Origin of the sequence: Wolbachia endosymbiont (group A) of Therophilus tumidulus (assembly GCF_964277345.1) — a bacterium.
Lineage (GTDB): Bacteria > Pseudomonadota > Alphaproteobacteria > Rickettsiales > Anaplasmataceae > Wolbachia > Wolbachia pipientis.
Genome location: NZ_OZ195515.1, coordinates 218,709 through 232,293, shown reverse-complemented (window position 1 = coordinate 232,293; position 13,585 = coordinate 218,709). Strand labels below are relative to the sequence as shown.

Annotated in this window: 9 protein-coding genes and 1 tRNA gene; 6 read left to right on the top strand and 4 right to left on the bottom strand. The window is 33.9% G+C overall.

Features of this window, described 5'->3' with window-relative positions:
* Window positions 1-72 precede the first annotated feature (72 nt).
* Both ACICQD_RS01225 and ACICQD_RS01220 read right to left on the bottom strand, forming a co-directional pair.
* Window positions 73-1,155, bottom strand: coding sequence for a GTP cyclohydrolase II (locus ACICQD_RS01225; protein WP_010082649.1), 1,083 nt, complete (start codon window positions 1,153-1,155; stop codon window positions 73-75).
* 29 nt (window positions 1,156-1,184) lie between these two features.
* Window positions 1,185-1,272: transfer RNA gene (locus ACICQD_RS01220), tRNA-Leu, on the bottom strand.
* A gap of 190 nt (window positions 1,273-1,462) precedes the next feature.
* On the opposite strand from ACICQD_RS01220, the gene ACICQD_RS01215 reads away from it, so the two are divergent.
* Window positions 1,463-2,737 carry a metallophosphoesterase gene (locus ACICQD_RS01215; RefSeq protein ID WP_395461487.1) on the top strand — a complete coding sequence of 425 codons (1,275 nt, stop codon included), beginning with the start codon at window positions 1,463-1,465 and terminating at the stop codon, window positions 2,735-2,737.
* A gap of 27 nt (window positions 2,738-2,764) precedes the next feature.
* Here the strand turns inward: ACICQD_RS01215 and dnaA are convergent, their stop codons facing one another.
* Entirely contained in the window at window positions 2,765-4,147 is a 1,383-nt protein-coding gene (gene dnaA, locus ACICQD_RS01210; protein WP_010962298.1) for a chromosomal replication initiator protein DnaA, read from the bottom strand.
* Window positions 4,148-4,473: 326 nt separating this feature from the next.
* Between dnaA and ACICQD_RS01205 the strand changes: the two genes are divergently transcribed.
* Window positions 4,474-5,211 (top strand): glutamine synthetase, encoded by a 738-nt coding sequence (locus ACICQD_RS01205; protein WP_264329618.1) that lies wholly within the window; start codon window positions 4,474-4,476, stop codon window positions 5,209-5,211.
* 3 nt (window positions 5,212-5,214) lie between these two features.
* On the opposite strand, the gene ACICQD_RS01200 is transcribed toward ACICQD_RS01205, so the two are convergent.
* Complete coding sequence (locus tag ACICQD_RS01200) at window positions 5,215-5,940, bottom strand: hypothetical protein (RefSeq protein ID WP_395461486.1); 726 nt, start codon at window positions 5,938-5,940, stop codon at window positions 5,215-5,217.
* A 175-nt stretch (window positions 5,941-6,115) separates the two neighbouring features.
* On the opposite strand from ACICQD_RS01200, the gene ACICQD_RS01195 reads away from it, so the two are divergent.
* The 4 genes from ACICQD_RS01195 to ACICQD_RS01180 all read left to right on the top strand — a co-directional run bounded on the left by ACICQD_RS01195 (window position 6,116) and on the right by ACICQD_RS01180 (window position 13,583).
* Window positions 6,116-9,190: an efflux RND transporter permease subunit gene (locus tag ACICQD_RS01195; protein ID WP_208571588.1), complete on the top strand. Its 3,075-nt coding sequence runs from the start codon at window positions 6,116-6,118 to the stop codon at window positions 9,188-9,190.
* An 88-nt stretch (window positions 9,191-9,278) separates the two neighbouring features.
* Window positions 9,279-10,841 (top strand): transcription termination factor NusA, encoded by a 1,563-nt coding sequence (gene nusA / locus ACICQD_RS01190; RefSeq protein ID WP_070357032.1) that lies wholly within the window; start codon window positions 9,279-9,281, stop codon window positions 10,839-10,841.
* Between the two features lie 9 nt (window positions 10,842-10,850).
* A complete protein-coding gene (gene infB, locus ACICQD_RS01185; RefSeq protein WP_264329615.1) occupies window positions 10,851-13,175 on the top strand; it encodes a translation initiation factor IF-2 in 2,325 nt (774 codons plus the stop codon).
* A gap of 9 nt (window positions 13,176-13,184) precedes the next feature.
* Window positions 13,185-13,583 carry a ribosome-binding factor A gene (locus tag ACICQD_RS01180; RefSeq protein ID WP_038249615.1) on the top strand — a complete coding sequence of 133 codons (399 nt, stop codon included), beginning with the start codon at window positions 13,185-13,187 and terminating at the stop codon, window positions 13,581-13,583.
* The last annotated feature ends 2 nt before the right edge of the window (window positions 13,584-13,585 follow it).

Genomic DNA, 13,585 nt, shown 5'->3' with positions numbered 1-13,585 from the left:
TTTAGTATTCCTAAAAATCTTAACTTATGTTAATAAACATAGCAAATTAACAAAGTAGTTACAGCAAAAAAGCTAAAAAACTCTTAATCTATGGCCTAATTTACCAAACTTTGTCTCCATATATGAATCGTTATATTTATTACGTTCCACAATAAGTGGTAGACACTTTGTAACTCCTATACCACTACTTTCCAATTCTGACAATTTCCTATCATTGTTTGTAAGTAATTGGATTTTGTTAATGTTCAATTTCTTAAGCATTTTAGCTGCAACAGCAAAACTCCTTTCATCATCTTCAAAACCCAATATTCTATTTGCATCAACAGTATCAAGATTATGTCCTCTTTGCATACTGTACGCTCTTAACTTATTAGTTAAACCAATGCCTCTTCCATCTTGCATCAAATACAATATAATACCACTTCCAGAGTCAGCTATCATTTGAATTGCTTGATGTAACTGACTTCTGCAATCGCATGACAAGCTATCTAACAAGTCACCCGTATAGCACGAAGAATGAATTCTCACTAATGGTTCGTCATCTTTATCTGGATTGCCAATGATAATTGCATGATGTTCTCTTCCACCACTTTCGGTTCTATAAGATATGATATTTACTTCTTGAGTCTGTTTTAAAAATAATGATGTTTTGCACACTTCATATACATCCTGATTTTCTTGAAAATTATTTATGAATGACGTGTCCAGTGCAATAACGTCATTTTTCTCGCACCAATTTCGCATTTCATGGTTATTCTCAAAAGTCATATCAGCCACTAACGCGTATGGCAATAATTCTGAGAACTTAAGCAAGGCAATAGCACATTCATCTATTGTCTTTGAGCATTGCAACTCTTTTATGCAATCTTCCTTTGAACAGTTTATTAAATAGAGCAGTTCATCAAAATTATTCACCAACAGACGTTTGCTGTTATGTTCTTTATTCTGAGATATGTATTTTACCTTACTTGAAGTTAAAGTAACATATACATTACTTGATGTAAGCTTGTATTGATTAAATAAATCTCTTTCTAAAGCCTCAGCAGCAGCAAACAATAGGTAATTACTTTCATCATATATTACAATTGGCCGACCGCGCCTGATTTCGCTGATAGCTCTTTCTACCTTATTGCTACTCTGATTTCCTATAAACATTTTTACCCATATTAAACAGCGATAAAAACTGGTGCGGCCGAGAAGACTTGAACTTCCAAGGCCTTATGAGCCACAGCGACCTCAACGCTGCGTGTCTACCAATTCCACCACGGCCGCACTATATTCTAGTTTTTATATAATTATTTTAAATTACTTAATCATTTTAGAATTTTTCATCTAGAGTGTCAATCTGATACTAGAATAATTTAGAAATTGTTTGTATAATTTGATTATGAATTTTGTGATTATAAATTTTAATCATTTAAGATAACCTTACTACTAATTTTTAACTTAGGTTTTTATACAAATGAATATAGCTAATATCTTTATTTTTTTAGCTCTCTCTCTTATAACTAGCTTTCATTTCGTCCATGCACAAATATTATACACATGGTCTCAAGTTATCCCAGAAAATAAACTAAGCATACGCGCAATTACGGACAATGACATGTGTCCCATTGTTTATGTTGATGGCGAGGAAACAGAAATGCTGAATCGCAGCTCAATTAACAATGGTGATCATAACGAAACAGTTTGTGAACTGACAGTACAAACAAGTGCCAAAAACATTAGTATTGAGGATCTACGGGTTCCTATATTACCAAAAAAGGTTAATAAAATTGCTTTCATTGGTGACACGGGCTGTAGAATAAATATGTTATTTCAGCAGGAATGTAATTCGGTAGATAGCTGGCCTTTAAAAAAAAATTTAGATTCAATCGCCCTTCATAAACCAGATTTAATTATCCATGTTGGTGATTATCATTATAGACAAACAAAATGTAGAAATACAAAAAAGTGTGGCGATATTTATGGATATAATAAAGAAGTTTGGTACGCTGATTGGTTTGAGCCTGCAAAGGATATTTTATCACAATCCCCTTTCCTTTTTGTTCGTGGAAACCATGAGAGTTGTGATAGAGCTTATGAAGGATGGTTCAGGTATCTAGATTCATACCCCTTTTCGTCTGAAAAATGTGGAAACTTCGTTTCTAGTTGGTCCTTAGATGCTGGACCGATGAAATTTTTTATCTTCGACTCTTCATCCGATGAGGATATTTTTACAACCCAAAGCACAATTGATGCTTTTGAGAGGCAATTTGATAAATTGATACAAAATAGTTCTGACAAGCCCATGTGGTTTTTAACTCATAAACCGCTTTGGAGATCTCCAAAAAAAGAATTTTTGACATTAAAAAGCCATGGTAATCTTACACAAATCGAAGCTTTTGGAGATAAATTTCCAAGCAATGTTACTACCATAATTTCTGGCCACATTCATATAGCCCAGATTTTATTAATGGATAATGTTCCAGACCAAATTATAGTTGGAAACGGTGGTGCATCATTACACGCTCAAGATCAAGAATCTGTTTATCAAAATGTAGAATTTGACTATTCAAATGGTAAAAACTACTTAGCACACGAGGTTAGAAACTTTTTTGGCTTTGGCTTTGCAATACTAAATTTAGATGATCACGAATTTACCTTCTATAATCAACACAATAAGGAAATGTATTCTGCGAAGCTAACAGAAGATTTTAAACTTAAACGGATTAAAACTATAGTCGATTCATTTTAGGATTTGTTATTAGCTATTTTAAAAACGCTACTTAAACATTTTTTTTAATCGATTGATTTCATCAGCAAATTTTGAGTCGGTCTTTATAAAATTTTCTACTTGTTTTACTGCATGTATAACAGTAGCATGGTCTCTGCCACCAAAGTTTCTCCCAATATCTGGTAGGCTTTTTTGCGTAAATTTTTTGGCAAAATACATAGCTATTTGTCTTGGCCTTGCAAGACTGCGAAGCCTTCTATTGGATTGCATATCTGCAACCTTTATATTGAAAAATTCAGCTACTTTCTTTTGTATTTCTTCTATTGTGACTGACCTATGATTTGACCTAAGAAGATCGATTAGGGTTTCACTAGCTGATTCTACCGTCATACTTCTTCCAATTAATGAGGTATGGGTAACCTTATTTAATGCTCCTTCTAATTCTCTTATATTAGATTTTATGTTCCTTGCTAAAAACTCTAGGACATCTTTCGGAACATACATATTCATCTGCTCCACTTTTGCCTGCAATATACCAAGCCTTAATTCAAAAGTTGTTTCATTAATATCTGCCACCAACCCCCAACCGAGTCGTGATTTTATTCTTTCTTCCACTCCATCAAGATCACTAGGAGACCTATCAGCTGATATAACCAATTGTTTATTTTGGTCTATCAATGCATTGAAAGTGTGAAAAAATTCTTCTTGTGTACTATCTTTACCACTGATAAATTGCACATCATCTACCATCAATACATCTACTGATCTAAATTGCTCTTTAAATAACATAATATCTTTGCTTCGCAGCGCTGTAATATATTGGTACATGAATTTCTCTGCTGATAAATACACCACTTTTCTTTTTGCTGATGGGGAATTGACTATGTGCCAAGCTATAGCATGCATTAGATGTGTTTTACCAAGTCCCACTCCACCATATAGAAACAAAGGATTGCTGCCTAATATTGGATCTATAGATTCTGCCACACGCTTTGCCGCCGTAAATGCTAATTCATTTGGCTTTCCCACTACAAAATTATCAAAGGTGAACCTTGGATCCAGCGGCGAACCAAGATTATGATTACTTTCCTCTCTGTTTTTTAGTATAACATTAAAATTTGAATTCCTCTCCTCAATTACTTGAATATCAATAGAACGTATACTTTTATCTTCGCTTTGCCATAATGATAATATTTTTTTCATGTAATGAACTGTAATCCACTCTTTTATAAACCTTGTTGACACGGATAAAAGAACTTCCCCATTTCTGCTACTGACAAATTTTAGTGAACTCAGCCAGCTATTATATGTTGCTTCTCCATAAAGATTATAAAGACAATTTTGGATTTTTTCCCAAGTAACATTGTGATCCGTTACTGTAATAATCTGATCAAAAAACATAGTAGAAACCTTAGGGCTAGTTAAGTTCATATACCACACCAAGAAAAAAGCAATAATTAGAAAAATATAAGATAATCAATAGCTTACTGCAAAATGAAAAGCTAATACTACTTAATACATACTAAAAATTATGGTGATTTTTTGATGGGTTGTAAAGGGTATAAAAACATTAAAATTAATCATTTTTATTTCAAAAAAATGAAAAATTTGTAAATGTCGCTTGTATCGAGGATTAGAAGCATGCTATTAAAAACAGTAATACATTATGTATAAATAAGATGTTAAATTTACTGGCAAATAAGTAAAGTATTCATATAAATATAGCTAACCTAATATAGATTTACTGAAGCAAATTTATGATTATATTAAGTAATTTGAGTTGTTATGCTGTATTCGGTATTGAACTAGAGTTTTACATTGAAGGAATAGAAAAAGAATACTTATTTCTGAATAGCATCAAAAATAAAATAGCATCTCTTGAATTTTCTTGCGAGAAGGAGAATTCTACACATCAGTATGAGATAAAAAGTGGTTGTTATACGAACTCCTACAATTTAATTAAGCATTTTGAGTTAGCAAAACAATCACTTACTGAAACAGCACAAAAACTAGGTGGGAATGTTTCTTTTAAAGCAAAGCCTTATTTGGATAGAGCAGGCAGTGCATTAAATGTGCATGTTAATCTCGTGAATTCAAATAACGGTAACTTATTTTATATCAATGAGCAAAAGTACAGTGACTATCTGATTCATAGTATTGGTGGATTATGTGCAATGATGAAAAAACATATGTTGTTTTTTGCTCCAAATGATGATTCATATTTAAGATTTCAGTATCCGGATATTCACACTCCAACTACGATTAGTTGGGGAGTAAATAACAGAACTGCTGCGATAAGAATTCCCTATTTTGGCAACGATTCCAAAAGATGCCGCCTGGAGCACCGTGTTCCTGGAGCAGACTGTAACCTTGAAAAAGTACTTACAGCAATAATTGAAGGTATAGTTTTTGGTATAGAGAACAAAATTGCTCCGCCAAATAGGGTCTACGGCATTGCATCTGATCCTCAATATAAGATGAAGAGGTTAATATAACAACTATCTATCAAATCCTAATCCGTTAAACCCCTTTTGGGTAATTGGCTGTTCTAACATTTTTCTTACATCATTATCTACATTTTCGCACTGTAATAGCAAGTCTGCAGCAGATAGTTTCTGCGTGCTTTTAGACTTAAGCCCTACATTGGTAAGGTCGCTCGATGGCTGCTTAGGAAGTGGATTACCAGACACATCCATGTGCTCAGGAAGAGGTTTCATCTGATTCTTTATAAAGCTAGAGCTATTTTGTGTAAGAGTTTCATTATCTGGATCTGGCATACCAAGAACAATCTTGCCAGGCACTACCATAGTTTTTGTATAATCAACAGGATTACTATTTTCAGCATCTATAGTCTCAACATGAATTGGTTTGCCAACCGCATTTATAGGGCCACCAAGTCCATTTTTCATTTCTTCTTCTGCTCTTTTATTTTTTAATTCTTCTTCTAGCTCAGTTTCAGTTCTTTTTGGTTCTTTTACGGTATCTTTTTCTTCACCTTCATCTTCTGAAACTTTATCTCCTGAAACACGAGTAATTTCAGCTTTAGTTCTTATTTTATGAATCAGCGAAAGTAATAAGTAAGTAACTGCAGCAGCAGAAACGATAATGGCTATCTTTGCGGCAATGTGGATTGCTGTTAAAAATATTAAAGCTGATAAAGCTCCAGCTAATCCAGACACAATAACTTTATTTTTGCCTTTTGTTATATTTAGAATTGCCACCATAATAACCTCTCAAATACTGTTCTAGAATTATTATACAGGAATTTTCTTATACTTGCAATTTTGCGAAAATTTTAATTATTTGCATAAAGTTTTAAAGCTACACAAGGATTAATTAATATGCAATGTATCTCGACTATAATATTGTACAAACACACATATTCAGCTAACATTCAACATGCAGAGCTTACTCATAGAGCGAAACAGGGCGGTGGTATTATTACTTATAGTAATTTTTATCTTCGGTTCATACGTTTATGTAAAAATGCCAAGGGAAAGCAATCCTGGTATACAGATTCCTATAATCAGCGTGTTTGTTGGACTTCCTGGGATTTCTGCTCAAGATAGTGAAAAGCTATTAGTGCTTCCTATAGAAAATGAACTAAGATCCATCGAAGGTGTAAGAGAATTGAGAGCTTTTGCAACTAATGATGGTGCTCACATGATACTCGAATTTGGAACAGAGTATGATAATAAAGAAGTGCTCGATAATGTCCGTTCAAAGCTTTCAAACATAAAATCGAAGTTACCTGTTGAAGCGGAATCTCCGATAATCAATGAAATAAACTTGAGCTTATTTCCGATACTCAATGTCGGCTTAATTGGTAATTTGCCAGAAAGAGCCTTAACTGAAATAGCACGCAAGCTAAAGAAAGAAATAGAATCTCTGCCAAATGTTCTCAAAGTTGAAGTGGCAGGTATGCGTAAAGAAACAGTGGAAGTGATAGTTGAGCCCACAGTTCTAACAAAATATAACATTCAATCAAACGAAATATTCCAAGCTATATCAAGCAATAACAGACTAGTGGGAGCTGGGTCACTGGAAAATGATACCGGTAAATATTCGATTAAAATATCAGGGTTATTAAAAGATATAGAAGATATTATGAATATTCCTATTAGATCTCAAGGCGATGCAGTTTTGAGAATCAAAGATATAGCAAAAGTATACCCTAGGTTTGAGGATCACCAAGGATTTGCTCGCATTAATGGATTACCTAGTGTCGTGCTAGGAATTTCAAAACGTAACGGAAAAAACATAATAGACACAGTAAATCAAGTAAAATACTTAATGGATAAGGCAAAAGATCAATTACCTGAAAATTTAAAAGTGGTGTACTTAAACGACCAGTCAAAAAACGTCCGCGATGTGCTTGATGACTTGGAAAACGGCATAATATTTGCTGTGTTGTTAATATTGATCATAATGATGCTTTCTATGGGAACAAGGATTGCTATTCTTGTGGCACTCTCGATACCCGGTTCCTTTCTCATTGGGATAATAGCTCTTTACTTTATGGGTATAACCTTAAATATCGTTGTGCTCTTCAGTTTAATTATGGCTGTTGGCATGCTGGTTGATGATGCAATTGTGATCAGCGAATATGCCGATAGAAAGATGATCTGCGGAATGGACAAAGTAGAAGCTTTTTACACTTCAGTTCGTGATATGTTTTATCCGGTTCTATCATCAACGTTAACTAAATTAGCAGTGTTTTTTCCTCTATTATTCTGGCCTGATACTGTTGGTAAATTCATGCAGTACATACCAATTACAATAATCCTAACTTTGACTGGATCGCTCATTATGGCTTTGGTTTTTATACCAACACTTGGTGCAATATTTGGTAAGCCTTCGATAACTTCAAAAAAAGAAATAAAAAAAATGAGTGCTATAGAAAGTGGTGAAATAAAAAATGCTGGGCCTATAATAAGAGCTTACGTACGCATGCTAGAGAAGGTTTTGGATCATCCTAAAAAATTCGTATGTGCTACTGTATTCGTTTTGTTTTCATTTAGTGTGCTGTACTTTACTTTTGGTCCTGGAGTAAAGTTTTTTCCGAAAGTGGATTCAGATAATATTTTAATCAGTGTTAAAGCAAAAGAAAGCTTATCAGCCAAAGAACGAGATCTGATACTCAAAGAAGTGGAAGAACGCATTTTGAGCATTGAAAAAGAAATTCATGTTTCTTATGCTAGATCAGGAGCATTTTCAGACAACGTTATCGCCAGAATACAACTAGAACTTATGGATTGGCGCTTCAGGCGCAAAGCTAAGCACATACTAAATGATATAAGGAGCAGTGTGCAAGACATGAAAGGAATAATAATTAATGTTCAAGAGGAAAAGCCAGGACCGTCGGCTGACAAGCCAATACAAATTAACCTCAGCGGAAGTGTATCCAGTTTGAATTTAGCAGCAGAGAAAATTCTAGAAATTATGAACCAACCTTCATCCGGGTTTATAAATATTCAAGATAGCAGATCAGCACCTGAAATAGAGTGGAATATGAGTGTTGATAAGAGTAAGGCTACAAGCTCTGAAGTAAGTGTTGCAACCATTGGCGATTTTATAAAGATGGTTACAAATGGAGTATTGATTGGAAAATATAGACCAAATAACACGGATGAAGAAATCGATATTGTACTCCGTTTCCCCAGAAAGGACCGCAATATGAAGACTATAGACAATCTTTTTATCAATACAGTTAATGGCCCGTATCCTATGAGCAACATAGTAAAATATGCTCCCGAAAAAAAGGTAAACAAACTAAACAGGATTGATGGATTACGCACAGTGACAATCTCTGCTGACGTTGATACTGGCTATCTTGTTGATGAAAGAGTAAAGTTCATTCAGAATTCTATTGCCCAGGATTGGGACAAGGGAGTAAAAATTGATTTTAAAGGCGACAAAGAAGATCAACAAAAATCAGGAGCATTTTTGTTAAAGGCTTTTATATTAGCGATTACACTAATGATATTGGTATTAGTGACACAGTTTAATAATGTATACCATACATTTATCGTAATGACAGCAGTGTTTTTATCCACAACATGTGTGTTTTTTGTTTTCTTTCTTATCCAACAAGTTTTCGTAGTTGTTATGTGTGGAGTGGGGATAATTGCTTTGGCAGGAATTATAGTGAATAATAACATACTATTGCTTGATGCCTTTCATCATCAAATTAAGGTACACAAAAATGACATCAAGCGATGTGTAATAAACGCTGCAATTTCTCGCGTTAGGCCAATATTGCTTACCGTTGCAACCACAGTTCTTGGTTTAATACCGATGATTACCAGGTTAAATATCAATTTTTTTACGCTACAAATCACATATGATGCTCCATCAAGCCAGTGGTGGGTTGACATTTCAACAACCATAGCAAGTGGAATATTGGCTGCAACGGTTTTAACTTTATTCTTTACTCCTGCGTTGCTTGTTATACAAAAACATGAAAAAACTTGACTTAAATTAGCAATCATTTAACATTTAAGATAGTGTTCTTTGCCCGTTGGAGCTATAATTATAACTAATTACATTGGATTTATTTATTATGATTGCTAATCGTAAAAGCAGTGTTAAGCAGAAAAGTAACAAGAATAACATAGTTGGAAGCCTTGATGTAATAAAAACAGCAGGAGAGCTTTCACTTCAAAAAGGTTTAGATTTTGATGTTGTAATAAAGGCACTAGAAAGTGCTATAGAAGCAGTGGCTCATCAAAAATATGGTAGCAAAAGTAAAATTGTAGTTGATATAGATAGAAACACAGGCAAAGTTACTTCATATAGAAAACTAAAAGTTATTGATGATGAATCAAATGAAAAAGAGAATACTGAGTGTGAATCAATTACGCTTACACAAGCTAAATTAATAAAAGGAGATGCAAAAGTTGGAGATACTGTTAGTGAATTGCTCTCTCTTAACACTGATCTTGCTTCAGCAAGAATTGCCCAGCAAAAGATTGCTCAAGTAATTAAAGATGAAGAGTCAAAAAAGCAATATGAGGAGTTTAAAGATAAAGTGGGAGAAATAAGGTATGGTATTGTTAAACAAGTAGAATATTCAGATCTTATTATAGACATAAATGGCACTAGGGCATATCTTCCATTGCGAAATTTAACTGGTGGTGAATCATTTCGTGAAGGTGATAAGGTTAAAGCTTACATACAGACTGTTAAGCGCTCTGATGATGGACGTCAAATTATTCTTTCTAGGACTCATGAAGGCTTTTTGGAGGCATTATTAAATCAAGAAATACCAGAAATTGCTGACGGATTAGTGACAATTAAAGGTATAGCTAGAGATGCTGGTTCAAGGTCTAAGGTTGCCGTTTTCTCTCCCGACAAGAACATTGATCCAGTAGGTGCTTGTGTTGGAGTTAAGGGAGATAGAATAAAAACTATTATACACGAATTAAATGGTGAAAAAATTGACGTTATAAATTACTCCTCAGATTTGGGTCAATTCGTTATTAAAGCCATTACTCCTGCAGAAGTATCGAAGGTTATTATTGATGAAAATGAAAATTGCATAGAGTTAATAGTTGCTGAAGATCAATTGAGTTTAGCGATAGGAAAAAAGGGCCAGAATGTAAGATTAGCTTCAGAGCTTGTTGGATGGAAAATTGAGATATTAAGCACTCAGCAAGAATCAGAAAGGCGAAGTAAAGAACTTAGTCAATGTTCAGCTTTATTTGCTGAAGCTTTAAACTTAGAAGAGATTATGGGTCAGCTATTGGTAACAGAAGGTTTTTCAAGTGTAGAAGACATATCTAGCGCTTCAATTAAAGAGCTTGCTTCAATAGAGGGCTTTAATGAAGATATTGCAAACGAACTTCACAATAGAGCAAATAAGTACCTGAAAGCAGAAAATGATAGAAAAATAGAAGAGCTAAAAAGTTTAGGTATGGAGGATGATGTAATCAATTTAACTTTATCAATAGACAATAAAATTGCTCTTAGTAAGCATGATATTAAGACTTTAGAGGACATAGCAGATTTATCAAGTTATGAGTTTTGCAGCATACTCTCTTCCTCATCCGATAGCAAAGAAGATCTAAAAGATACAGTAGATTCAATAATCATAGAAGCACGTAAAAAGCTTGGATTAATATAATAAAATAATATGAATAATGAAGATATCAGTGATAAAAAATTAACGCTCCAAGGTTTAAGCAAGCTTAAATTAGACCTCAATTTAAACTCTTCAGCTAGCCCAAGTACTGGAGCTACAGTAGTAAAAAAAAGAAGAAAAAAATCTCATGATGCAGAAGAACATAATTTATTTGACGAGAGTAAATTATGTTCTTTAACAGAGAAAGAACAAATTTTTCGCATTAATGCTGTGCAGAATGCTGCTTTGCTGAAAGAAAGAAATCAGAGAGAAGAAAAAGAGAAAACAGCAAAAGAAGACAGCAATAAAGAGATTGACGAGAAAAATGAAGCGGACGCTTTATCTAAGGAAATAAATAAGCAAGTTTTAAGTAATACCCACTTAGTTGAACCAAAAGAAGATAGTATTGACCATGAGGACAACGATAAAAAGTCTTTTAAAGTCAACAAAGATATATATTCTAAGCATTCTAAACTGGTAATTGCACAGGCAATAGATGAAAAAACTGAACAACCCCCTGTATTTAAGCAAAGGTTTGGTATAAGAGGTAGAAAGTCAAAGTTTACTAAGGGTAAAAATATATCAAGAGAAGTTATTGTACCAGACAAAATAACTATCAGGGAGTTATCTATTCGTATGGCAGAAGATAGCAAGAGTGTGCTAAAAATGTTCAAAGAAGAAGTTGGTGAGAGTTATAGAGTAGATGATCTGGTGGATCCAGATATAGCATGTGAAATAGTGAAAAAATTTAATCATACGGCCAAACGAGTGAGCGATGTCAACAAAGAAAAGGATTTATTTTTTATAGAAGGCAGAGAAAGCCTGCTTAAAAAACTTAAACCACCAATCGTCACTTTTATGGGCCACGTCGATCATGGTAAAACCTCATTGCTCGATGCATTTCGTGAATCTAATGTTGCAGAAAGAGAGTCAGGTGGCATAACTCAACACATAGGTGCTTATCAAATAACGACAAAAGATAAGCAAAAAATTACTTTTATTGATACACCAGGACATGAAGCGTTCACTGCGATGCGTGCATGTGGTGCCAATATTACTAATATAGTTGTAATAGTGGTTGCAGCTGACGATGGAATCATGAAACAAACAGTTGAAGCAATAAATCATGCAAAAGCAGCAAATGTTTCCATTATAGTTGCTATTAATAAAATTGATAAATCTGAGCCTGGTGATGTAGAAAAAATAATTAATAGTTTGCCTCAATATGATCTCATCCCTGAAGGGCTTGGTGGTGATGTTATGATTGTGCCAGTATCAGCAAAAAAGAAAACTAATTTAGATAAACTAGAAGAGACGATTTTGTTAATCGCTGAATTAATGAAGCTAGAAGCAATAGAAGATTGTCGAGCACTTGGATGGGTAATAGAATCCAAAATAGATAAAGCGAAAGGAATATCAGCTACATTGATAGTTGAGGAAGGAACGTTAAAGGTTGGTGATATATTGGTAGTTGGTACAACATACAGTAAAGTACGTAGTATGGTTAATCACCTTGGTCAAAGAGAAAAAGCAGCACTACCCTCCGCTCCAATTGAAATTACTGGTCTAAATGGTGTACCAAATGCTGGAGATAAATTTGTTGTTGTAAATTCTGAAAAGCAGGCGCGTGAAATTGTTGAATACAGGCTAGAGTTGATCAAGAAAAAGAAAGAAGATTTGGGCGACAATAATTTAGATATATTCAGCCGTAATAACAGTGAAATAGAAGAACTATCTGTAGTTTTAAAGTGCGATGTAACTGGTTCTATTGAAGCAATATCAAGTTCAATTGATAAACTCGGTAAAGATCAAGTGAAATTAAATATCCTACACAAAGCAGTAGGAGGGATAACAGATTCAGATGTGCTGCTTGCAGAAGCATCAAGTGCAGTAATTTTAGCTTTTAATGTAAAAGTGGACTCAAAAATAAGGGACTTGGCAAAACAAAAAGGTGTAGAAATACATACTTATAACATAATATACGAGCTCATTGATGACATGAGAATGTATTTAACTAAAATGTTAAAGCCTGTTACACGAGAGGTTCGTGTTGGTTCTGCATCTGTAAGGCAAATATTTAATGTATCTAAAGCTGGTAATATCATTGGATGTTACGTAAGTGATGGAGTCATAAGAAAAGATTCTTTAATTAAGGTAATGCGTGGTGGCAAATTGGTGCATGAAGGAAAGTTAAAAGCACTACGTAGATTTAAAGATGATGTTAAAGAAGTAGGTGTAAACTTTGAATGCGGAGTATCACTAGAGGGTAATGTCGATATTAAAGTTGGAGATATTTTGGAAGCTTATCAATTAGTGCAAGAAGAAAGGGTGTTATAGTAGCTGGATATGAAAAAGGAAATTAGAAACCTAAAGATAGCATCGGTATTGCATAGAGCAATATCAAGAATTCTAATGGAAGGTAAGGTGTTCAATAAAAATGTAGCGGTATCTGACGTAAAATTAAGTAAAGATTTGAAAAAAGCAGATGTATATATTGTGTTATCTTCATTGAATATTCAAGTAGCTGACTACTTAGATCCAGAAAAAAGACGCACTGGAGATCCTTCTGAGAATAATTGTGATATTAACACTGTTGTTAATGAAATGAACCAGTCTGCATGGTCAATACGTAAATCTATATTGTGTTATGTTGATTTGCGATTTATACCTGAACTAGTTTTCAAGCCTGACTTAGCGTTCGATAATTTTGTTAATGTAAGCAAAATATTACATAATCACACTTAATT

Coding starts and splice junctions, on each gene's coding strand:
- ACICQD_RS01225 (WP_010082649.1), bottom strand. CDS start 1,155: ATGTTTATAGGAAATCAGAGTAGCAATAAGGTAGAAAGAGCTATCAGC.
- ACICQD_RS01215 (WP_395461487.1), top strand. CDS start 1,463: ATGAATATAGCTAATATCTTTATTTTTTTAGCTCTCTCTCTTATAACT.
- dnaA (WP_010962298.1), bottom strand. CDS start 4,147: ATGAACTTAACTAGCCCTAAGGTTTCTACTATGTTTTTTGATCAGATT.
- ACICQD_RS01205 (WP_264329618.1), top strand. CDS start 4,474: ATGATTATATTAAGTAATTTGAGTTGTTATGCTGTATTCGGTATTGAA.
- ACICQD_RS01200 (WP_395461486.1), bottom strand. CDS start 5,940: ATGGTGGCAATTCTAAATATAACAAAAGGCAAAAATAAAGTTATTGTG.
- ACICQD_RS01195 (WP_208571588.1), top strand. CDS start 6,116: ATGCAGAGCTTACTCATAGAGCGAAACAGGGCGGTGGTATTATTACTT.
- nusA (WP_070357032.1), top strand. CDS start 9,279: ATGATTGCTAATCGTAAAAGCAGTGTTAAGCAGAAAAGTAACAAGAAT.
- infB (WP_264329615.1), top strand. CDS start 10,851: ATGAATAATGAAGATATCAGTGATAAAAAATTAACGCTCCAAGGTTTA.
- ACICQD_RS01180 (WP_038249615.1), top strand. CDS start 13,185: ATGAAAAAGGAAATTAGAAACCTAAAGATAGCATCGGTATTGCATAGA.